At 42.7% G+C, this 23,030-nt stretch carries 22 protein-coding genes; 13 read left to right on the forward strand and 9 right to left on the reverse strand.

Going from position 1 to position 23,030, the window contains the following annotated elements; translation table 11 throughout:
- The first annotated feature begins 53 nt into the window (after window positions 1-53).
- Window positions 54-467 (forward strand): barstar family protein, encoded by a 414-nt coding sequence (locus CGB83_RS18625; protein ID WP_228419999.1) that lies wholly within the window; start codon window positions 54-56, stop codon window positions 465-467.
- 51 nt (window positions 468-518) lie between these two features.
- Window positions 519-1,148, forward strand: coding sequence for an SGNH/GDSL hydrolase family protein (locus tag CGB83_RS18630; RefSeq protein ID WP_100077186.1), 630 nt, complete (start codon window positions 519-521; stop codon window positions 1,146-1,148).
- Between the two features lie 51 nt (window positions 1,149-1,199).
- Here CGB83_RS18630 and CGB83_RS18635 read toward each other — a convergent pair whose 3' ends face one another.
- Window positions 1,200-1,562, reverse strand: coding sequence for a diacylglycerol kinase family protein (locus CGB83_RS18635; RefSeq protein WP_100077187.1), 363 nt, complete (start codon window positions 1,560-1,562; stop codon window positions 1,200-1,202).
- Window positions 1,563-1,649: 87 nt separating this feature from the next.
- Between CGB83_RS18635 and CGB83_RS18640 the strand changes: the two genes are divergently transcribed.
- The 4 genes from CGB83_RS18640 to CGB83_RS18655 all read left to right on the forward strand — a co-directional run bounded on the left by CGB83_RS18640 (window position 1,650) and on the right by CGB83_RS18655 (window position 6,717).
- Window positions 1,650-2,249: a hypothetical protein gene (locus CGB83_RS18640; protein ID WP_100077188.1), complete on the forward strand. Its 600-nt coding sequence runs from the start codon at window positions 1,650-1,652 to the stop codon at window positions 2,247-2,249.
- An 83-nt stretch (window positions 2,250-2,332) separates the two neighbouring features.
- Window positions 2,333-3,463, forward strand: coding sequence for a DNA polymerase III subunit beta (gene dnaN, locus CGB83_RS18645; protein ID WP_100077189.1), 1,131 nt, complete (start codon window positions 2,333-2,335; stop codon window positions 3,461-3,463).
- A 285-nt stretch (window positions 3,464-3,748) separates the two neighbouring features.
- Window positions 3,749-6,151, forward strand: coding sequence for a phenylalanine--tRNA ligase subunit beta (gene pheT / locus CGB83_RS18650; protein ID WP_100077190.1), 2,403 nt, complete (start codon window positions 3,749-3,751; stop codon window positions 6,149-6,151).
- A gap of 155 nt (window positions 6,152-6,306) precedes the next feature.
- Window positions 6,307-6,717 carry an META domain-containing protein gene (locus tag CGB83_RS18655; protein ID WP_100077191.1) on the forward strand — a complete coding sequence of 137 codons (411 nt, stop codon included), beginning with the start codon at window positions 6,307-6,309 and terminating at the stop codon, window positions 6,715-6,717.
- Between the two features lie 184 nt (window positions 6,718-6,901).
- Here CGB83_RS18655 and CGB83_RS18660 read toward each other — a convergent pair whose 3' ends face one another.
- The 7 genes from CGB83_RS18660 to CGB83_RS18690 form a co-directional block, all read right to left on the reverse strand.
- The gene (locus CGB83_RS18660) at window positions 6,902-7,144 is read right to left on the reverse strand and encodes a hypothetical protein (RefSeq protein WP_100077192.1); all 243 of its coding nucleotides are present in this window, start codon (window positions 7,142-7,144) and stop codon (window positions 6,902-6,904) included.
- 38 nt (window positions 7,145-7,182) lie between these two features.
- Entirely contained in the window at window positions 7,183-8,502 is a 1,320-nt protein-coding gene (locus CGB83_RS18665) for a hypothetical protein (protein ID WP_100077193.1), read from the reverse strand.
- A 65-nt stretch (window positions 8,503-8,567) separates the two neighbouring features.
- Window positions 8,568-9,458 (reverse strand): 3-hydroxybutyryl-CoA dehydrogenase, encoded by an 891-nt coding sequence (locus CGB83_RS18670; protein ID WP_172954742.1) that lies wholly within the window; start codon window positions 9,456-9,458, stop codon window positions 8,568-8,570.
- Between the two features lie 23 nt (window positions 9,459-9,481).
- On the reverse strand, window positions 9,482-9,892 hold the full coding sequence (locus CGB83_RS18675; RefSeq protein ID WP_100077195.1) for a hypothetical protein: 411 nt from the start codon (window positions 9,890-9,892) through the stop codon (window positions 9,482-9,484).
- 51 nt (window positions 9,893-9,943) lie between these two features.
- Complete coding sequence (bla-A, locus tag CGB83_RS18680; protein WP_100077196.1) at window positions 9,944-10,822, reverse strand: CGA/CIA family class A beta-lactamase; 879 nt, start codon at window positions 10,820-10,822, stop codon at window positions 9,944-9,946.
- A gap of 60 nt (window positions 10,823-10,882) precedes the next feature.
- Window positions 10,883-11,347 (reverse strand): DUF5362 family protein, encoded by a 465-nt coding sequence (locus CGB83_RS18685; RefSeq protein ID WP_100077197.1) that lies wholly within the window; start codon window positions 11,345-11,347, stop codon window positions 10,883-10,885.
- 146 nt (window positions 11,348-11,493) lie between these two features.
- On the reverse strand, window positions 11,494-13,224 hold the full coding sequence (locus tag CGB83_RS18690; protein WP_100077198.1) for a cellulase family glycosylhydrolase: 1,731 nt from the start codon (window positions 13,222-13,224) through the stop codon (window positions 11,494-11,496).
- 286 nt (window positions 13,225-13,510) lie between these two features.
- Here CGB83_RS18690 and CGB83_RS18695 point away from each other — a divergent pair, with 286 nt between their 5' ends.
- Genes CGB83_RS18695 through CGB83_RS18705 form a run of 3 tightly spaced genes read left to right on the forward strand, consistent with a single transcriptional unit; the run spans window position 13,511 to window position 15,039 of the window.
- Window positions 13,511-14,071: a DUF6624 domain-containing protein gene (locus CGB83_RS18695; RefSeq protein ID WP_100077199.1), complete on the forward strand. Its 561-nt coding sequence runs from the start codon at window positions 13,511-13,513 to the stop codon at window positions 14,069-14,071.
- A gap of 13 nt (window positions 14,072-14,084) precedes the next feature.
- Window positions 14,085-14,630, forward strand: a complete 546-nt coding sequence (locus tag CGB83_RS18700; protein ID WP_157761464.1) for a Crp/Fnr family transcriptional regulator — start codon at window positions 14,085-14,087, stop codon at window positions 14,628-14,630.
- A 52-nt stretch (window positions 14,631-14,682) separates the two neighbouring features.
- Window positions 14,683-15,039 (forward strand): bleomycin resistance protein, encoded by a 357-nt coding sequence (locus tag CGB83_RS18705; RefSeq protein WP_100077662.1) that lies wholly within the window; start codon window positions 14,683-14,685, stop codon window positions 15,037-15,039.
- Between the two features lie 99 nt (window positions 15,040-15,138).
- On the opposite strand, the gene CGB83_RS18710 is transcribed toward CGB83_RS18705, so the two are convergent.
- Entirely contained in the window at window positions 15,139-16,113 is a 975-nt protein-coding gene (locus CGB83_RS18710; RefSeq protein ID WP_100077201.1) for a Gfo/Idh/MocA family protein, read from the reverse strand.
- Between the two features lie 134 nt (window positions 16,114-16,247).
- Here CGB83_RS18710 and CGB83_RS18715 point away from each other — a divergent pair, with 134 nt between their 5' ends.
- From CGB83_RS18715 to CGB83_RS18730, 4 genes are all read left to right on the forward strand, one after another.
- Window positions 16,248-16,898 carry a protein-L-isoaspartate(D-aspartate) O-methyltransferase gene (locus CGB83_RS18715; protein ID WP_100077663.1) on the forward strand — a complete coding sequence of 217 codons (651 nt, stop codon included), beginning with the start codon at window positions 16,248-16,250 and terminating at the stop codon, window positions 16,896-16,898.
- Between the two features lie 187 nt (window positions 16,899-17,085).
- On the forward strand, window positions 17,086-18,066 hold the full coding sequence (locus CGB83_RS18720; RefSeq protein ID WP_100077202.1) for a 2-hydroxyacid dehydrogenase: 981 nt from the start codon (window positions 17,086-17,088) through the stop codon (window positions 18,064-18,066).
- A 53-nt stretch (window positions 18,067-18,119) separates the two neighbouring features.
- Window positions 18,120-18,413, forward strand: a complete 294-nt coding sequence (locus tag CGB83_RS18725; RefSeq protein WP_100077203.1) for a hypothetical protein — start codon at window positions 18,120-18,122, stop codon at window positions 18,411-18,413.
- A 168-nt stretch (window positions 18,414-18,581) separates the two neighbouring features.
- The gene (locus CGB83_RS18730; RefSeq protein WP_100077204.1) at window positions 18,582-22,781 is read left to right on the forward strand and encodes a T9SS type B sorting domain-containing protein; all 4,200 of its coding nucleotides are present in this window, start codon (window positions 18,582-18,584) and stop codon (window positions 22,779-22,781) included.
- Window positions 22,782-23,030: the final 249 nt, after the last annotated feature.

Here is a 23,030-nt window from a genome sequence, read left to right on the forward strand (position 1 = left end):
CAAAACCCGTTAGGTTTGATTATTGTATCATTCAGCGTTTAAAATTACCGTTGATGAATGTAAATGACAATAACATTAACAACAAAATAATCGTCATCCATGGCAGTCATTTTAGTGATCTGCAGGGTTTTTATGAAGAAGCCTCAAGGGTATTCATGAAAGATACCGGCTGGAACATCGGAACGCTGGACGGTTTCGATGATATCCTGTACGGAGGGTTCGGTGTCTTTGAAAATGGAGAAAATATTACCGTTACCTGGAAAGGTGCCCGCAAATCAGAACAGGACCTCGGTCCAGACGCTACAAAAGCATTTTACGAACATAAAATCCATCAGGGAAAGCCCTTCAATACACAGCTGATCCAAGAGAAGCTGGATGACCTGATCAACGGAAAAGGGCAGACGCTGTTTGAAGTTTTAGTAGAGATTATAGAGTCCCATAAACATATTACCTTAATTTTGGACTGAAATATAAAACGGCTGATGATAACAATATCAGAAACTATTACATTTAAAACAATGAAAAAAATGAGGTATGGATTATTCTTCGGGGATAGCATCACTTATGGGGAATATGACGGCGTATTTGGCGGCTGGGTCGATATTCTGAAGCGGTATGCCCTGCAGAAATACCATGAAGGAAGCCATGAGCTGATCCTGTTCAACCTGGGAATCGGTGGTGAAACAACCGAAGGGCTCGTAAAGCGGATTTCCCACGAAATGGGTGCCAGAAATGCTGCAGACGGGAATATTGTTTTTATCGGTTACGGTGCGAATGATCTTGCCATAAAGAATGGGGATCAGATGATAAATCCGGAACTGTTTGAACAGAATATACGGTCTGCTGTTCAAAAAGCCAGACAGTATGCTGAAAACATTTATCTCTTAAGCATTCTTCCGTTTTCAAAACGCGTTGATGGAGTAGTGGTGGCTTCAGGAAAGCTGAGAACGAATGATGAAGCGATAAGATACAACTGGATATTAAAAAAGATCGCTCTTGAACTTGAAGGCCTTCATTACATTGATTTCCATGCCGCATTTGAACATGACAAGGAATTCCTGCTTTCTCCGGACGGGGTCCATCCTAATGAAAAAGGGTATGGAATAATGGCTGAAATAATGATTCCGGTCATTGAACACTATCTCTGAACACAAATCCAGTGAATTGCTTAAAGATCTGATTTTATGTAAATTGCAATATTAAAAAGCATTGACGAGATACTTTCCGTAAACCATAATTCCCACCACTACAGAAGCAATAGCCATCAGAAGCACGGCGCCTGCTGCAACATCTTTGATAAACCCGATTCTTTTGTCGAATTCAGGATGAACCATGTCACAGACCTTCTCAATCGACGTGTTGAGCATTTCTGCGGCGAGGACTGCAAAAGACATGAGAAGGATGAGCGCGGTATCGTATGATGAAAGGTGGAAATAAAAAATCAGCACCACATTAACGGCAAAAGCAAGGAGTTCAATCCGGAAATTCCGCTCACTTTTCATGATGAGGAAAACACCCCGGAAAGCATTCAGGAAACTTTTATGGAAAAGTGGTTTTCGCATGGAGTGATTTATTTTAGCAAATATAAAACAAGTATTCCGGGATTATCTGTTTTATCGGCTATCTTTGAGAAACGATAATTGAAATTCATGAAAAAAAATCTGTTTGCCTTATTCCTGATCCTGCTTTCTACAGTGGCATTTTCGCAGGAATACAAAGCTAAGATCGGAAAGTCGGCCTGTGAATGTTTTAAGAAAGTGAAGGCAGAAAACCCTGATCCCAAAACACTTGAAACCAAACTGGGATTCTGTATTATCAATGCTGCGGAACCTTATGCCAAGCAACTCAAAAACGACTATAACCTGGATATCCTCCGTGATGATTCTTCGGAAACCGGAAACCTGATCGCTGCGTTGATCCTGAAGGAGTGTCCTGACCTCTTTATGGAAATGATGGAAAATGAAAAAAAGGATGACACCTCGGAAAAGTCCTCTGAACGATCAGTCAGCGGTACCGTTACCCGGATAGAAAAAGATGGCTTTGTTGCGTTCCATATCGTGGGAGAAGACGGCAATCTGACAAAGCTGTACTGGGTAACCCCTGTACAGTCGGGCTTAGACCTGCCTAAAGTATATCCAACGCTGCTGCATCAAAAAGTAACGGCCAGGTATTACAGGAATGAAATATTTGATGCCGGATTAAATGCTTACAGAAATCTGAATATAATCTCTGCCCTGAAAAAAGATTAACGGTCTTTGTGAAAAACTCCTTTGATTATTTTTTTTAATCTGTTTTCTATTTGTTATATTTGTAAAAATTTATTTTTAAATCTATGAAATTTATTATTTCAAGTGGTGAACTTCAGAAGGCTTTACAAACTGTAAGTGGCGTAATATCAAGTTCTCAGTCGAGACCGATTTTAGAAAACTACCTTTTTGAATTAGACGGAAACAACGTTACCATTACAGCATCTGATGGCGAAACGACTCTGGTGACTTCCCTTGAGGTAAGGTCTGATGATTCGGGTAAATTTGCCGTACCGGCCAAAATCTTTCAGGATTTTATCAAGACCTATGGCGAGCAGCCTCTCACACTGTCTGTAAAAGACAATGCGGAAGGTACAGGGAGCCAGCTTGAAATTTTAGATGAAAAAGACAACTTTGCCGTGGCGCTGGACAATGCGGACGATTATCCGGAACTTCCGGAATTCGATGCTTCGCAGAGTGTGACCATGTCAGCCGGAGTTTTGTCCGAAGCATTGACCAATACGCTTTTTGCAACCAGCAACGATTCCCTTCGCCCGGTAATGACAGGAGTATTGTTCCAGTTCGGAGAAAATGAGACCAACTTTGTGTCTACAGACTCTCACAGACTGGTCGTGTACAAGAGAATTGACCTGATGAATGCCGAACCTATGGAGTTCATCATGCCTAAAAAGCCGCTGAACATCTTTAAAAATATTCTTGCCAGCTCTAACGATGACGTAACCATCGATTTCAATGAGAACATGGCACGTTTCACTTTTGGGAAGCATACCTGGATTTGCAGGCTTATCGATGGAAAATACCCGAACTATACTGCGGTGATTCCAAAAGAGAACCCAAATGTCCTGACGATTAACAGGAACCTTCTTTTGGGCGCTATTAAAAGAGCCTCTATCATGTCCAATAAATCAACCAACCAGGTAAGATTTAAGCTTTCGGGCAATATTCTCCACCTTCATGCAGAAGACACGGAATATGCTAACAAAGCGGATATGCAGATCCCTTGTGATTATAACGGGGAAGATATCAACATCGGTTTCAGCTCCAAGTTTTTAACGGAGATGTTAACCATCCTGGGTTCAGACGATATTACGATGAAAATGTCCCAGCCTAATAGACCGGGAATCATTGAGCCTCTGGACGGTCTTGAAGAAAATGAAAATATCCTGATGTTATCTATGCCGGTAATCGGATTGTAACAGGACAAGGTTTTAATATACAAGAGGTTTTGATTTCAAAGCCTCTTTTTTTATGGATATGAGTACAATAAAGTTAAGTGTATATCTAAGATGCTGGTGTAAAGAATCAAAATATACCGTTGTCTAAGATCATTTTCAGGTAGGGAAATCATTACAAAAAGCAATATTCATGATCTGAAACAGCCGGATAAATTTCGCTGTTTCTCAAAAAACACGACATTTGTAGGCGGAAAATACCTGCTGGTATCGGTACAAAATTCAAACAAAAATTTTCAAAATATAAAAATGAAAATATCAAACAACTGGCTGAAAGACTTTATCAAAACGGAACTGAAGACGGAAAGAATAGGGGAGTTCCTTACCGATATCGGTCTTGAAGTGGAAGGTATAGACAAATTTGAAAGCGTAAAAGGAAGTCTTGAAGGTATTGTCGTAGGAAAAGTCCTTACATGCGAAAAACATCCGAATGCAGATAAGCTGAAAAAAACAACCGTTGACGTAAGCAGCGGAAAAGTACTGCATATTGTTTGCGGCGCACCAAATGTGGAAGCGGGACAAACCGTTCCTGTAGCGGTAGTCGGAACAAAAATCTATGACAAGTCCGGAAGCTTTTTTGAAATCAAGGAAGCTAAAATAAGGGGAGAGGTTTCCCAGGGAATGATCTGTGCCGAAGATGAATTGGGATTAAGCGATGATCATGGCGGCATTATGGTGCTGGATGAAGACAAATATGAAGTGGGGAAAAACTTTGCCGATTATTTCGAGCTTTCCAATGATGAGGTATTTGAAATCGGCCTGACTCCGAACAGGACGGATGCGATGTCACATTACGGGGTTGCGCGTGACCTGCATGCCTATCTTTCCACCAATCAGCAGAAATCCCAGTTTGAAAAACTGTCTTCCGAAAGCCTGCAAAGTGAAGACTCGCATGAGTTTACCCTGGAAGTGGAAGATGCAGAATTATGCCCGAGGTATATCGGAGCCGTCATCAGGGATGTTAAAGTGACAGACTCTCCTGACTGGCTGAAAAACAGGCTTAAAGCCATTGGTTTGAGTCCGATCAATAATATTGTGGATATCACCAACTATATCCTTCATGGCTATGGCCAGCCGCTTCATGCCTTTGATGCCGATAAAATTGCAGATCAGAAAGTGAAAGTCGGAGTTGTTAAGGAAGGAACCAAATTCACTACCCTGGATGGGGTAGAAAGGACATTGAATGGTGCTGAGATCATGATCAAGGACGGAAAAGACCAGCCGATGTGTATTGCCGGAGTTTTCGGTGGTGCCCATTCCGGTGTTTCTGCGGAAACGGTCAATATTTTCCTGGAAAGTGCCTATTTCAATCCGGTAGCAGTACGAAAGGCAGCAAAAGCCCACGGACTGAATACCGATGCATCATTCAGGTTTGAAAGAGGCGTGGATCCGAATATCACCAGAACAGCGATTACCCATGCCATTAAACTGATCCAGGAACTGGCAGAAGGAAAGCTGACAGGTGAATTGCTGGAGCAATACCCGAAAAAAATAGAAGACAGCTATGTGATTTTGCGTTTTTCTAAAATTGAACAGATCCTAGGAACGAAAATTCACCGTGAAAAAGTAAAGGAAATACTAAAAGCCCTGGATATCCAGGTGCTGAATGAAATTCAGAACGGATTTGAGGTTTCCGTACCGGCTTACCGGGCAGATGTTACCCGTGAAATTGATGTCATTGAGGAAATTCTGAGGATTTACGGATACAATAAAATAGATGCCCCACAGAAAATATCGTTCACCCCGGTGAAGCTGAACGCCAAAGACCAGGATGAGCTGGAAAACAACTGGGCGAGAAGCCTTCAGGCATTAGGCTTCAACGAAGTGATGAATAACTCGCTTACTTCGGTAAAAGATGAGACGGATGCCGTTAAACTTTTGAATCCGTTGAGCGGTGACCTGGCATTCATGCGGAAATCATTACTGGAAGGCCTTCTTCAGAATGCGGTGTACAATATCAACCGTAAAAATGCGGATATCAAATTCTTTGAATTCGGTAAGATTTATCATAAGAAAGAAAAATATCTGGAGCGGAAACAGCTTGCGATACTGGTAACCGGAAGGGAAGTGGCAGAAAACTGGCTGCAGCCTAAATCTGCAGTAAGCTTTTACAACCTGAAGGCCTATGTTAAGGTATTGCTGGAAAAACTACAGGCAGATTATACGGAAACAGCATTGTCAGACGAAAGGTTCTCAGACGCTCTGTCCTATGAAGTAAAGGGTAAAACCCTGGTAAGGATAGGAAAAGTATCTCCTGCATTGCTGAAGGAATATGACATCGACCAGGAGTGTTTCTATGCTGAAATCGAGCTGGAATACGCGCAGGAACTGAGGTCCGGAAATGAACTGAAATTCAGGGATATCCCTAAGTTCAATACCATCAGGAGAGACCTTGCCCTGCTGATCGATAAAAATATCGGCTATCAGGATCTTTACCGTACGGCAAAAAGCAACAAGTCCCGTTTCATTAAAAACATTAACCTGTTTGATGTATACGAAGGGAAAAACCTTCCGGAAGGAAAAAAGTCCTATGCCATGAGTTTTGAACTCCTGAACGAAGAGAAGACCCTGGAGGAAAAGGAAATATCCGCAGTGATGGACAGCCTGATCAAATCCTTCCAGAAAGAATTCAATGCGGAACTGAGATCATAACAGATAATCAGCATTTAAAAAACAGAACGGGCTTTTGGCCCGTTTTTTTATGTATGCTTGTAGCAACGGCATCAGAGTGCATCCTGCTTCTGTCAGCCGTTCCTGTAAATAAAATAAAATTTCCGTACATTTGATAAGATCTAAAAAAGAAACGAATGAAAAACCTTTTTTTAAGTATATGTGCAGCTGCCGTTCTGGCATCCTGCGGAAGCATGACAAGTGCCTCTGCTTCTAAAGTAGGCAAATCCCAGCCGTCACTGGCCAACACGAAATGGACACTGGCAGACAATGTAAAAGGCAAAGTCCCTACGCTCAACGTTGAAGGAGAAAGAGTAAACGGAAATGCGGGATGCAACAGCTATTTCGGAACAGCAAGACTCGATGCCTCCAACGGAAGCTTTTCGGCATCCCAGATTGGATCTACTAAAATGATGTGCGACAACATCAGTGTCGAGAAAAACTTCCTGGATATGATGGCCAAAGCCAATAAGTATGTGGTATCAGGAAATACACTTGAACTGTACCAGGACAATCTGTTGTTGCTTAAATTCAATAAATCAGAATAAAAATCGAAGACCCGGACGTATAAACATCCGGGTCTTTGATTTTTTTAATATTGATGCTGTCTGCCTGTTATCTGACAGGGCAGGAATTGAGGCACAAAGACTTTTAATCCCATAGTATATCGACAGATATAAACAATAAAAGGAACTCAAGTGAGTCCCTTTTGTATGTTGAATAAAGATTTTCTTATTCTTCGTTTTCTTCGTCATCGTATTTAGCCAGCTCTTCATCGCACCATTTGAATGCAGCTTCTACCACTTTAGTCGCTTCATCTGCCATAGTTTCTTCATCGTCTCCTTCCAGATCATCCAGCCATTCTACTTCTTCCTCTTCCACATTCAGGATAAACCTTGGATATTCCGTATGAACAACGAATAAATCTTCTGGAAATTCCGAATTATCTGCTAATAAAAACTTTGGTAATTTCATTTTTTTAATGTTTTAACGTTAAACCAAAGATAATAAAATTATTGATATTTGTTCTTGTGGATTTTAATTTTTTGAAAAACTTTATAATGTGTTAATGTGGTTCTTTTAAGCGTGTCTTCCGGTGTTTTTACTACTGTAATTCTGGGATTTACGGTGCTGATAAGTTCGGCCATCTGGCCGCCTTCCATATCATCCGGACCATTGACGTAGAACTTGAGGGTAGCGGTTTCCAGCTTTTCAGATTGTAGGTAGCGGCTCACTTCTTTCCTGTTCTCCAGGTAATTGCCCTTGGAAAGCCAGGTGAATACGCCCCCGGTCATAAGGCTTAATGCTCCTACCGCATATACTTTAAGAGAAAAAATATTGAACAGCTTCCGGAAGTAGATGATCCATACAGGAAAACTGAACGGCGCCAGAAGCCTGTAATCCAATGGGTCCGTCGGATAAAAGAACTGGACCAGGAACATGCAGCCAATGCCTGTGCCACCAATGAAAATAAAGTAGGACTCGGTCTGATTCAGCCTGTATCTGATGAAAAGCCAAATCATACCAAGAATATTGACAAAGCCTAAACCATAAATCCCATAATTGACTATACCGCCACCCGGACTGGCAATATGGATGAACGGATTGAAAGTAGTACATAAGCCCTGGAACAGTTCCGTCAGAAGCTCGGGAATATTCTGAGAACCACCTTCCAGAACGTTTTTAATATAATCCTGGGTAAAATAATCAATGAAAAGAAACTTATAGGCTACGACATATATACAGGCTAAAGCAGCCGATATGGTAAAGGCTGCAGAATATTTTTTACGCCAGCTAACCAGGCCGAAAAGCCCGGACGCCCCGATAATAAATAACGCATTATAACGGATCGTATACATCAGGATCAATAAAAAGGAAAGATAGAAGACCGCTTTCCGTAATGGTAGCTTTTCCCGTATAACCAGATCCGAAACATAAAGAAGTATAAAAATAAAAGGAAGAATGAACGCTTCACTCAAAGTAAAGGAAAAGATGGATACGAAACTGAACAGTGAACAGGTTATCAGCACCTCCCGAAAATAAAAATTCTTTTTCCATGCAAAAAGAAAGATACCCAAAAGCGACACAATCCCGATGATCTTACTGCTCCAGAATTCATCCGTACCTAAAAAAGTGAACAGCCTGATGGCTGCGGGATAGCCGGGCGGGGCAATGGTGTTGTCTATCTCCGGCAGGCGGCGGGCAAAGCGCATAAAACGGATGGAGTCCGGGGTAATCCTGCCTTTTTCATTCAGCAGAAAACGCAAAATGGTCATCATTACCGTAATGATGACCAATGCTGTCTGAATATATTTTTCTTTAAGTTTAATCACGGTTCACCGTTATCAGGTTACAGGAAACTTTACGGATAGGCAATACAGCGGGAGTAAATGCCATACTATTTTAAAAACATTTTGGACACTTTTTCCGCCTTTTTGCTTTCAGCATAATCATAGAATCCCTCCCCGGATTTTACGCCCAGTTTTCCTGCCATCACCATGTTGACCAATAATGGGTTCGGAGCATATTTAGGGTTTTTAAAGCCGTCATACATTACGTTCAGGATGGCCAGGCAAACATCCAGCCCGATAAAATCTGCCAGCTGAAGCGGTCCCATCGGATGGGCCATTCCCAGTTTCATGACCGTGTCAATTTCTTCCACGCCTGCTACGCCATTGTACAATGTTTCAATAGACTCATTGATCATCGGCATTAAAATTCTGTTGGCTACAAATCCAGGGTAGTCATTTACCTCTACAGGCACTTTCCCTAAGGTTTTGCTCATGTCATATACAGCATCAAACGTTTCTTTTGAAGTGGAATACCCCTTGATGATTTCCACCAGCTTCATGATAGGAACCGGATTCATAAAGTGCATCCCGATCACTTTATCCGCTCTTTTGGTAGCTGCAGCAATTTTGGTAATGGAAATAGAGGATGTATTGGTTGCCAGAATACAATGCTCCGGAGCGAACTCATCCATCTGCCCGAAGATTTTCAGTTTCAGGTCCTGGTTTTCCGTAGCCGCTTCCACAATCAGGTCAGCATTTCCTGCTGCTTCCTGAAGCGCTGTAAAAGTGGTGATATTGCCTAATGTTTCTGCTTTCTGTTCTTCGGTAAGGTTTCCCTTTGCAATTATTCTGTCAAGATTGGTGGTGATCGTTTTCAGGCCTCTGTCCAAAGCTTCCTGGGATACATCTACCAGATTAACTTTAAAACCGCTTTGCGCAAAGGTATGTGCAATACCGTTCCCCATGGTTCCTGCACCGATAACTACAATGTTCTGAATCATTTTTCCTTATTTAATTAAAATTATTTTTTATAGATCGTTAGGTTTCTTGCTTTGGAAAGATCTGTTTTCTTTATGGTCTCATTGACATTAAAATTAACCATTCCGTCGCTCTCTTTTTTCCTTGAATTATTCTGGGCATCGATGGCCGCTTTCAAACCTTTCATCAGGTTCGTTTTCTGCGTTCCGGACAGCCTGTCGGTACCGATGTACAGGTTATATTCTCCTTCCCGACCCAGTCCGCTCTGCTTGAGGATTTCCAGGGTGCTTACCCTGTTCTTTTTCTTAAAACTGTTCAGGTAGTCTATCACAGGTTTTTCAGATGGCGTTCCGCAGCAGACGCTGGCGTAGCCGACCTGAAGGTAATTTTCGCTTTTCTGTGCAAAGATGGTTGCGAAGCTGAATATGCAGGATAAGATCAATAGCTTTTTCATAACAGGATTTGTTTTAGGTGATTTCGTGTGCTTAAAATTAAGCTTTAAATTTTACTTATTCAAATCATCCCAGACGGCTTTGGAAATATCTGAGATCATCCTGCAGTTCACCGCATCAGATTCTGTTGAATCACTTACCAGTACGGCGATTGCGTAATGGTTTCCATTCGGTAAAGTGACAATGGCAATTTCATTTTCAGCACCGGTTAATCCCGCATTGTTTTTTCCTGAAGCTCCCGTTTTTCTGGCCACAGGTGTATTCTTCGGGAGCTGCTCTACTATTTTATTCATCCCTGTTGAGGTGGAAAGCATTATTTTCATCAAATAAGCGGTGGACTTTTCAGACAGCAGTTTTCCGTCATAGAACTTTTTAAGAACATCAGTGGCAGATTCTGCTGTAGTATAATTAGAATATTGGGCATTCCAGTCTTTGTGCATTTGCGCTTCACTATAACGGATTTGAAAGTCTTTTACACCTTTGGAGTCCATGAACTTCTGAACAGTATCTGTTCCTCCCAGGAGATTAAGCAGGATATCACAGCCATTATTGTCGCTTTTGGCTACAGTCATTTCCAGGATTTCACTCACCGGAACACCCGGATTTCCATCCGGATACCGGTCTCTGAGCGGAGACCAGGTGTTTTTAAGCAGATTGGAGGCATTAAGCGGAATTTTCTGATCCAGTGACAGCTTCCCCTGATCCACAATATTCAGGACCGCAACTGCAATGTGAAACTTGAAGACACTCTGCATGGGTAGTTTTTGATCTGCATTTTTATGATAGGCAAACCCATTTTCAAAACCCAGGACAGAAATGCCTACGGTGGCTTTTTTATTGCTGATGATGGATTGTATCTTCTGGTTCAGAACGGTTTGCTGGCCAAATGTCCAGATGGAAAACAGGAGGGTGAGCAGGCTTATTTTTTTCATAAGGTAATATTAAAAAAAAATCCTTCTGAAAAGAAGGATTTAGATATAAAATAATAGGGTTTATCTGATATTACCCATTCCGGCAATCCCCATAAACATGCCTGCAATAATGGCTAAAATGTAAAGTCCCATCATGACAATCGTAAGGATGCCGATAAACTTATAATGCGATTTAAGGTACTCAAACGCTTTGGTCAGGCTTGCCTGGTTATTGGAATTGATAGCTGTTTTCATATTGGAACCGAACCTGTACAGGTAATTGACCGGAATGAAATATAACGCTGCTATTACGAGATAGACCAGTGAAAATACCATTCCGCCTCCCATAGGCATCATGCTGTTGTAAGAACTCATAGAGGCACCTACAAACATCATGAATACGGCAGCCAGGATCATAAACCCGATGCCGATATACCCTAAGATGGCCAGAAAAGTAGTCCATTTCGCTGCCTCAGCAAGAAAAAGTTTGCCTGAAGCATCAATTCTGAGTTCGTCAAATTGTTCAAAAGGAGATTGATTGTCCATGTAAATTGTTTTAGATTATTATCTTACCAAAATACTTAATTGGCGGAACTCTTACAATAGGATAAGCCATCTTTTTACTCCATCATGATATTCCTGAACTATTGCCTGTTTCAAAAAACTAAACAGTATCAGAATTACTGTATATTCTATTTCAGTTCAATGTAGTTCAGGTTGAGTCCGCTGGTCTCAAAAACAATCCTGATTTTATTCTCTCTCTTCTTCAGATGGATACTCTTTACGGCAAAGCTTTTCCATTTCTCGTTGCCTCCTGTTGACGGCAGGGAAACAGAGGCCAGCTTATTTCCGGTACTATCTTCAATCCTGATTTTTGCATTATTTGGCGATGCATAACGGATTTCAGCCATATAATTTTTATCGGATGCAGACTGAATGGTATACTGCATCCATTCACCGGTCTCCGTCTTGCCTACGTAGTACTGGTTGGTTACCTGATCATGGCAGGGGTAAATATCCACACCATCGTTCCTCATCTGGTTTCCCGAGTTCCATTCCGATCTTTTGGCAGGATCGCTCACCCAGAGGTTGATGTAATCCTTGTCCAGATAGGCTGAACCCATCCGTCCAAGGTCATATTCTGAAGCGAAAATCCTTCCGGGAGCCTGATGGTTTTTAAAGGGCAGGGTAGAGGTCTCTGTGGTCTGCCTGAACATTGCATCAATCACATCTTTTTTAATTTCCACGCGATCGAATTTGTAGCCTTCTGCAATGTCCATCAGTGCTTTGGTAGCGAATTCCCTTGATGGTTTTTCACCGCCTTTTTTCCAGTAATCAAGCAGTTTCTGATATTCAGGCGTGATTTTTACATTGGTAATGCCGGCAATATTATCAATCTTTTTCATCGGCCAGAAGGCATAACCGATGTTGTGTCGATCCAGCAACTTGATAAGTTCCGTAAACCAGACATTGGAATTTTCACCGGTTTCTCCCAGCCATATCGGGGCATTATGTTTACTTCTTAGGTCAAGGGCAAATTTCAGGGTTGCATCATCATTATTGTTCCAGTACTTATGGAAGCTGAATACCATATTACTGTCCCAAAGCGGCGGAAGCCCGTTGTAATTATTCCCCCATCCGTTTCCTTCAATAATGATGATGTGTTTTTTATCCGCTTCACGGATGGCCTGGGTGATTTCCTTTTGCAGTTTCCAGAGCGGTGCATTGGACATTTCATCGGTTCCGTTCGGATTTTTACCGGTGAAATTAATATTCGGCTCGTTAATCAGGTCATAGCCTCCGATCCATGGTTCATCCTTATACCTTTCGGCCAGCTTTTTCCATAGCGCTATAGTTTTTCTCTGGTTTTCAGGACTTTCCCACAGGGACGGTTTGGATTTGTCATTATCGGAAATATTAACGTCATTGCCCTGGCCGCCCGGAGCGGCATGGAGGTCCAGGATCAGGTACATATTATTCTCTGCGCACCATTTCAGAAGGTCATCCGTCATCCTGAAGCCTTCCTCCAGCCAGGTATCCTTGCCTTTCACCGGCTCCTTTTCAATAGGAAGGGTGTACAGGTTATAGTGCATGGGCAACCTGATGGAATTGAATCCTGCCTGTTTTAAAAAGTCGATATCTTTTTTGGTAATGCCGTTTTTCAGGTAGGTCTGATAGAACTTCTTCATTCCGTCTTCACCGGTAAGCTCTGCAATTTTTTCTTTGATCTTGTATTGTGGACCAGCAAAATCCGCGGTTTTAAGCATATAGCCTTCCTGGAGCATCCATCCACCGGGCCCGAGGCCTCTGAGCTGAATATTTTCACCTTTGTCATTCACGATTTTCTGGCCGCTCGTTTTTAAAAGCTGTGATGTCCCAAATTGAGACAATAATAAAGCGGACAATGCGATAGCTCTTTTCATAATGGTTTGATTATTTAATATGAGGAGATTTGTTTAAAGAAATTAAGTTATTGCAGACAAATATATTTAAAAATTATTCATCACCTTATCATTTTAATCAGAAAATCAATTTAAATGCTACAATTACATCTTTGGTACTGTACCAAATTGGTTTAATTGCTGTTTTTAAATGTATTATTTGATATTTCCTGATCTATATTGCTGATTTATTGCAAAATTTGTGGATGCAGATCATAATTGTTTATATATTTATGCGCTGAAAATGCACTGCAAAAACTGAATAATAATGAAAAATGAATTCTCTGATCAACTGATCCGAATGGCAGCCTCTGATCAATCAGTCCGGGAAAGGCTCCTGGAAGAGAATGCGCTACGAGGGGGTTACCATCCGGAAATGGAAAGCGTCCACCGCGAAAATACTGACAGACTAAAAGCAATCATTGCTGAAATCGGATTTCCTACCATTTCAAAAGTTGGGGAAGAGGCCGCTGAGGCCGCATGGCTGATCGTTCAGCACTCCATCGGAGATCCGGATTTTATGAAAGATTCATACCGGGAAATGCTGGAAAGCCGAAAGGATATTAATCCTGCCAATCTGGCTTTTCTGTTTGACAGGATTCAGTATTTTCAGGGGAAACCTCAGCAATACGGTACCCAGCTCAACGCAGATGGCAGCATCTATCCGGTTATGGATAAAGATCGGCTTAATACTTTGAGGCAGGAAAATAACCTTCCGGCTTTACCGCAGGATAGGATCGCTGATATCCTTCCGGCAGATCAGATAGAACAGCTGGAAAATCAAAACCCCGATTATATCCTTTGGAGGAAGAATGCTGGATGGAAATAATATAATTTCTGATATGCTGGAACAATTCGGGTCTTTTTCAGAAGCTGAGACACAGCTTTTCCATACGATGCTGGTCAACAAATCTGTGCACAAAAATGAAACGCTGGTCAGGCCTGGTGAAATTTCAAGGTCCATATTTTTTGTTAGAAAAGGTTCCTTCTTCCAGTCTTACTTCAGTGAAGATTGTGAACAGACCATGATTACGGATCTGTACATGGAAAACGAATGGCTTTTTAATGCGGACAGCCTGATCAACCAGATCCCGTCAACATCAGCCATCATCTGTTTTTCTGATGCTGAGGTAGCTGAACTCACGCTGGAAAATTTGCATCAGCTGATTGCTTATTCCCCTAATTTCCTGCTGTTGAATAAAATATTTAATGCATTAAGTGCTAAAATAGGTCTTTACGATGAAAATATGAATCCTGCCCGGAAATATACTTATATACTTTCTTCAAGGCCTCAACTGTTGCAGGCATTCCCGCTGTCGATGATCGCTTCCTACCTTAAAATAAGACCGGAAACGCTGAGCAGGGTAAGGGCAAACATCGGTATTTGATTTCAGTCAAGTGCCGGTATGGGAAATTATGATGATATTTGATCAAAAAAATATGATCGAAAGTATAATTCCCAAACTGCCGATGCGCCATAAGGCAATGACCGAAAAGTTCTATACTGACTTAGGATTTGAAGCCTCAAAGGACGGCTTCCCGCATTACCTGATGATGAAAAACGGAACTGTAGAAATTCATTTCTTTGAGTTTAAGGATCTTATTCCGGAACAGAATTACGGTCAGGTTTATGTCCGATGTTCCGGTTTGGAAGAACTCTATCACCTTTATATAGAACGTGGAATTACCATTCATCCGGCAGGAAATCTAAGCAGTAAGCCATGGGGACAGAAAGAATTTTCCATCCTTGACCCTGACCATAATTTAATAACATTCGGTGAGGCAACCGGTCTCTAATGCTGATACAGCATCCGGGTCAGTATCAACGATAAACCCTCCGGATGGGAGGGTTTTATGTGTATGCTTAGTATTTTTAATGCTGATGAATGGGTAATCCTATTTTGAGGATGGAGAAATGAGTTTCATGATTTCCAGCGCGACTTTCAGGGCTTCGGTACCGTCTTCCAGCGAAACTTCCACATTTTTGTTATTGACGATGGCATCAGCGAAAGAATTCAGTTCGTCCAGAATCGCATTATTGGCCTGGATGTTCGGGTATTCAAATAGAATCTGGTTTTTCTCGCCGTCTGAGTTTTCTATGATCATATCAAATGGAGTAGGCTGTTCCGGAGCCTCTTTCATCCGGATTACTTCTGCTTTCTTCTCCAGAAAATCCACGGAAATGTATGCATCTTTCTGGAAGAAGCGGCTTTTCCTCATGGCTTTCATGGATATTCTGGATGTGGTAAGATTGGCTACGCATCCGTTTTCAAATTCAATCCTCGCATTGGCAATATCCGGGGTTTTGCTTACTACGCATACACCACTGGCATGGATGCTCTTTACCTTTGATTTTACCAGGCTCAGCAGGATATCCAGGTCGTGGATCATCAGGTCGAGTACTACAGAGACATCCGTTCCGCGCGGGTTGAATTCTGCCAGGCGGTGGATTTCTATAAACATCGGATCCTTAATGTACTCTTTTGTCGCCATGAATGCAGGGTTGTACCGCTCTACATGGCCTACCTGTGCCTTAATGCCGTTTTCATGGCACATCCTGAGGATTTCTTCCGCCTCTTCCAGGGTCTGAGTTACCGGTTTTTCGATGAAGAAATGAAGTCCCTTACGGAGGGCCTGTAAAGCGTAGTCATAATGATAAATGGTAGGGGTTACGATGTCCAGCATATCGATCTGGTCCAGAAGATCATCAAAATGCTCAAAATACCGGTATCCGAATTCAGCTTCCAGCTTCCTGCCGTTTTCGGCATCTTTGTCATGAAACCCAACCAGTTCATATTGATCCGACTGGTTCAGAAGCCGTAAATGTATTTTGCCCAGGTGTCCGGCACCTACCAAACCTGCTTTTAACATAGTCCTTTAAAATTTCGGTAAAGATAATCATTTTATAAATCCGGAGAACAGTACAGGGCTTTTAAGGTTGACCCGTACCGATTGTTTTATTACTTTTGTGCCTTAGTATTGTGATTCCAAACTATGACCCCATGATGCATGATTCGTTTGTCCATAAAGGAAAAAGAAAGATTTTGGTTGACTATCTCCGGTATAGGATCGGGATTTCCGATGAAAACGTGCTTTCAGCCATGAATGACGTTCCGCGGCACCTGTTCATTGAAAGTATCTTTGAAGATTATGCTTATGAAGACCGTGCATTCCCCATTCTTGCCCATCAGACCATTTCCCATCCCTCAACCGTAGCGGAGCAGACGGAGCTCCTTCAGGTAAAGTCCGGTGAAAAGATCCTGGAAATAGGGACAGGATGCGGATATCAGACCGCTGTTCTTCTCGCTATGAAAGCACAGGTGTATACCGTGGAAAGGCAGAAAGACCTGTTCGATTTTTCCAAGAAAAAACTCAGGGAATTAGGCATGTACCCGAAATTCCAGAGCTTTGGGGACGGTTTTGCTGGGCTTCCGACTTTTGCTCCGTTTGATAAGATTATTGTTACCTGCGGCGCATCCGTGCTTCCTACCGAATTGCTGAAACAGCTTAAGGTGGGCGGAACGATGGTTATTCCGCTGGGGCCAACCGATGAACAGGTTCTGTACCGTTTTACCAAAGTATCTCAGACGGAGTTTGAAAAAGAGGAGTTTGGGGCGTACAAATTTGTTCCGATGCTCGGCAATACCAATCAGTAGAATTTTTACCTATCATAAAAGCAGGACTTAATTTTTTTAAGTCCTGTTTGTTTACAGCCATTCCAAACGGCTTTCTCAGATTAATATCAGAATAAATATTCCGAAATTTTTGGCGAATGCCATATCTTGGGTCATTGTTTGCTTATGGTAATTCTCAGGTGAGTACCTGATCATAAAAATCATAGCAATGAAAGTTTTTATTACCAAGAAAATTCCTGAAACAGGGATGAAGATGCTGGAAGAGGCGGGGATGGACATCATTCTTCCGGAAAGTCAGGACCTTACCCGCCATGAGTGGCTGGAGTATTGCCGCGATGCAGATGCTGTTTTGAATGTAGGAAGCAGGTTCCGGTATGACAGGGCTTTTTTTGAACGTTGCCCGGATATTCAGGCTATTGCCCTGTATTCAGTGGGCTTTGACCATGTGGATGTCTGGGAAGCGAGCCGCAGAAATATTCCTGTTGGGAATACCCCTGATGTGCTGAGCAGGGCTACTTCGGATGTTGCCTTTTTACTCATGCAGTCCGTGGCCAGGAGAGCAAGCTATAATTTTGAAAAAGTAAGGGCCGGCAACTGGACAGATTTTGATCCGATGCATGCTTTAGGGCAGGAATTGTACGGTAAAACTCTGGGTATTTTCGGGCTGGGCAGGATCGGCTTTGAGATGGCACTTAAAGCACAGCGGGCTTTTGATATGAAGATCGTTTATCATAACCGGCACCGCAACGAAAAATCAGAAAAGCTGCTTGATGCCCAATATGTTTCTTTTGATGAGCTGCTTGAAGTTTCGGACGTACTCAGTGTCCATGCCAGTTTTAGTCCGGATCACAGAGGGATTTTCAACCGCTCCGTGTTTGAGCGGATGAAGCCCGGAGCAATATTCATCAATACGGCGCGCGGAGGATTCCATCAGCAGGAAGACCTGTATGAAGCCCTGGTCTCAGGACAGATCTGGGGGGCTGGCCTTGATGTTACCGATCCTGAGCCTATGTTGCCGGATGATCCTTTGCTGCAGCACTCAAGGGTATGTGTGCTTCCGCATATCGGTTCAGCAACCCGCGAAGCGCGGAATGGGATGGCACGTATTGCCGCCCTCAACATAATTGCGTATTCGCACGGGGAAATAATGCCGTATTGCGTGAATCCGGAAATTTATTCCCGAAGATAGCAGAAGCTTGGAACTATTTTTGATTTTAACATTGAACACTAAATAACAATCTTATGATATCAGAAAACAGCCCTGAAGAACAGGAAAGAAAAATAGAGCAGATGGACTACAGTCCGGGAGAAGATATTTTCAATCAGGAAGAGCATATTCCCCTTGACGGTGACGGAAATCCTATTCCGGATGAAGTGACCGATGAGGACGAAATAGACAAAGGACTGGATATCCCGGGCACTGAAGATGATGAAGTTGTGGATAACAATGGCCTGGACGATGAGGAGAATGACTACTGGAGCATCAGTGACAATGATGATAACCACGAAGAAGAAAATACAGATTTAATCCGTTAACCTTACTGAATTCAGTAAGGTTTTTTAATGTTCACTATATTGGGAAAATTTTTGATTTTATTTCATGCATATTAATTTATTTTTAAATAGATAAAAATAATAATTGTTTATGGGTATGAATAAGAAAAAATATATAAATTTATTTCTGTTTAGAGATAGTTTTTATATATGGTTAAATTTTTACAATTTATTTCAGTATGTATTGGGGGATTGCTGTATGCACAATCTCAGGTGAATGTCAAAGTTAAAGATGCTTCCGGCAATGAGAGCTTTAACGTGACCTGTACCAATACTCTCGATTCAAACGGATGTCTGCCGCTTCATGTTGAATATCCGGTTCTTAAGGAAACAACAGGCTACCAGGTGAGCCAGGAAACCTACAATCCTGCCTTGGCATTCAATCAGGGGACTGCACTTAATGCCAATTACGATGATGTATTTGCGAAAAAGCTGGATCTGCCTTTTAAATTCTGCTTTTACAATCAATATTACGAGTCTCTCGTGGTAGGATCCAACGGGATGATTACCTTTGATCTCAGCCAGTTGGGACAAATCAATTATCCGAATGTTCAGGGACAGAACCCGAACGTCAACCTTCCTAAAAATGCTGTTTTCGGCGCATATCATGACATGGTGTTTTCCGCTTCGGATCCTTCGGAAATCTATTATGCTGTCATTGGAACGGCACCATACAGGAAATTGATCATCAGCTTTTATGAAGGAAGGATCGCAGGATGCACTGACCGGTCTTCTTCACAGATTGTCCTGAATGAAACCACCAATATCATCGATGTATTTATTGATCAAAAGCCCCTTCCTTGTCCGACCAGGAAATTTGAAAATGCACTGATCGGAATTATCAACAGCAGTGGTACGGAAGGCGTTTCACCGGTTTCCAGGAATACCGGCAACTGGCAGGCTGCGCAGGAAGCATGGCGGTTCACGCCTACCGGAAATGTGATCCAGCCTCAGGTGACATGGACCAATGCTGCCGGACAGACGGTAGCAACAGGAATCCAGGCTACAGTTTGCCCGGCTCAGAATGAAGTATATACGGCTAATGTAGTATTCAACAGCTGCGGAAACAGCACACTCACCTTAACGGATGATTTTCCGGTGACCTTTGATGCAACATACCCTGCGGCAAAAAACTTTACACAGGATATCTGTGGCAATGCTCCGGTAAACATCAGTCTGAACAGTTTTCAGCAAAATCTGACCTCCCAGAACCCTGCAAATTTTAATTTCAGTTTTTATACGACATTGCAGAACGCTCAGAACGGCCAGAATCCATTGCCTAACAATTACACGGTCAGTTCCAATACTGTCCTGTATGCACGGATACAGAACCCTTCTGTTCCGGGATGTTTCAGGATAGCGGTGCTTACGCTCAATTTCCTGACCAGGAACCTTCTGAAGAATACTGTAGAAATCTGTGATACCAATAATGATGGTACAGAACCCGGATATGACCTTGCTGCTATTGGAGGCGAGCTTTTTCCTCCGGGTACTTCTGGCTACACCTACTACCTCAGCCAGGCTGATGCACAGAACAACACCAACAGTGTTACCACCGCTACCATTACAGCCAATACCAATCTTTGGGTAAGGCTTCAGGATGGTTCATGTACGTATATTCTGGGGCCTGTCCATTTCCAGTTCAGGCCCGGTGCCAATATTAACACACCGATTACTTATCCGTATACGATATGTGATATTAATGCGGATAATAAGGAACCCTTTGATTTTGCGGTCAATATCGGTCCGCTGATCAGCAGTCAGCAGGGTGTGACATTTAGTGCATACGAAACCTATGCTGCCGCAATTGCAGGATTAGCACCGGTGCTGGCAACAATCAAGGAAGGGCAGTATCCTGTATTTATACGGGTTCAGACCCCAAACGGATGCTTTGCCATAGCACAGGTAAACATGAATGTCACTTTTACGAAAATACAGGCCAATGAAAAGAATGAATACATCTGTTTCAACGGGACCGATAACATCAGTGTGAACCTGAATACCCTGTCTGCGGGAATGCTGATTTCGCCTGCATCGGTTCCTGTAACTGAATTTTATGCTGATTATACGGAAGCGATGGCCGGAACTAATCCTGTCAGCCCCAACCAGACCATTACCACAAATGGGAATTTTGTCACCCAGACCTATTATGTGCGGTTTGAAATTTCGGATCAGTGCTTTACCGTGAGACCGATCAACATCAATCTTGTCCATCCTGTTGCCGTACAGTCCAGCTTTACCGTATGCGATATCAGCAACAATAATTCTGAAAATATTCAGCTGAACCAGTTTTCTGCAGCCGTTATCGGGACACAGAATGCATCTGCGGTATTTTACCTCACCCAGGGCGATGCTCAGAACGGGACTAATCCTGTCAATGCCATTACCCTGAACGGTACCCAGCAGGTTTTTGTTAATGTGACTTCGTATAATTGCTCACAGGTATATCCTGTAACTGTTGGACTGGTATCTACTCCGGCAGTGAGTTCACCTGTGACGGTTACGCTCAGCAATATCTGCGACAACAATAATGACGGTACGGAGATCTACAATCTGACGCTGGCCCAGCCACAGATTTATAATGGGTCCAATGTTACATTCACCTACTATGCTTCATACAATGCAACTACCCAGACTTTTTCAGGTGAAATTACCAATCCGTCCCAGTTTCCGGTACAGGGAAATGCTACAGTGTATGTAAAGGTTAAATTCAACAACAGCGAATGTTTTTCTGCCGCACAGCTGAATATTCAGATGAGCTACCTTCCACCGGTGGTGCTGAACAATGCCGTCCTCAATATCTGTGATGAGGATTTTGACCTGAATGAGACTTTCCAGCTGAATACTGCTACCCCGCAATTGTTTATCGCTTCTCAGAATACCCAGCCTGTATCCAATATGACCATTACCTATTACAATACGGCTGCGGATGCCAATGCAGGAAGCGCTTCTGCACAGATCGGCAGTTCGGTTACGACCAATGTGTCTACAGTGACGGTCTGGGCAAGGTTCCAGTCTAACACTACAGGATGTTATTCTATAGCGTCGATCCAGCTGAATACCTATTTTCCGCCGAAAGCCATTAATTCAACCGTTATGGTCTGCGATGAAAACCTGGACGGAAGCTATGAAGTCAACCTGCTGAATTATACCGGCCAGATGGTAGACCTGCCCAATGCAGCCAACACATTTGCTTTTTACCTGACGCAGCAGGATGCACAGAACAATGCCAATCCTATTGCCAACCCGCAGAACTTTTCCGCACAGCCGTTCCCGGCTCAGATATGGGTGAAAGTCCAGAATCTGCCCGGCTGTAACGACATTGCCAGTGTCAGCTTTGTATTCGGGAATAAAGTTACCCTTCAGAATGCAGGGCCTTTCCAGCTGAATAATGTGTGTGATACAGGCAATGACGGGATTGAAACTGTGAATCTTAAACAGTTTGAAAGCCAGATGTATGCAGGATCCAATGCGACGTTTACGTATTATGCTTCACTGGCTGATCTTAATGCGGGCACTAATGCCATTGCCAATCCGGATACCTATCCGTTTAATCAGAATACGGGACCTAACACGATTTATGTTAAAGTAAGTGTTCCGGGATTGTGTCCTGAAAAAGTACTGATCAACCTGTCGCTTAAATCAACGCCTGTGTTTGATATTCCGGACCAGTACATCTGTCCGGACGGTTCCCTTACTTATACTCTGAGCGTGGAAAATTACATCATCACCGGCTATACCTGGACCAATCCTTCCGGTCAGATCGTTTCAACCACCGATACTTTGTCGGGAGTGAATGCAACAGGAACTTATACCGTTACGGTGACGGCATCTAACGGATGCTCACACACCGATACCTTTGCCCTGAAATATTATGATGTTCCGGTCATTGAAAAACTGGTCGCAGACGGCAATGCCTTTACCGTTTTTGCTACCGGATCACAGCCGATCCTGTATTCCATAGACGGACTCACCTGGCAGACCGGGAATGTGTTTTATAACCTTCCTACCGGAATCACCACATTCTATGTGAAGTATGCGGAAGGGAAATGCATCATCAAACAGGATGGGGTTATCCTGGATATCAAAAATGCCATCACGCCTAATGGCGACGGGAAAAATGACCAGTGGATCGTTAAAAACCTGCATGTTTTCGGAAGCAAAATGACGAATGTTAAAGTCTTCGACCGTTACCAGGCGCTGATCTTCGAGCAGAATACCAATACGCAGATCGTGTGGGACGGCACCATACAGGGCAGGGCTATTCCTACGTCCAGCTACTGGTATGTGATCACATTGCCGGACGGAAGGACGTTTACGGGGTGGATTTTGGTAAAGAATAATAATTAAGGTGTGAGACCATATCAAACGTTTATCGCGCGGCAACGAAGTTGCCGCGCGATAAACGTTTTTAAGGTTTGGCAAAGCATCCTGTTTTGGGAAATAAGATTTTAAAATCAGCGTACTCTCGATTTAAATAGTAAGTCGGGCATATACAGAAATCATTCTGTTTCTGATTGTTTTTCCATTTTGAAGGAATTTTCAGGCTTTTGTTTGCTTGGTATTTTCTAATTTGAATATCTTTAAAACCTTGAATTT

This window comes from Chryseobacterium camelliae (assembly GCF_002770595.1).
GTDB classification, from domain to species: domain Bacteria; phylum Bacteroidota; class Bacteroidia; order Flavobacteriales; family Weeksellaceae; genus Chryseobacterium; species Chryseobacterium camelliae.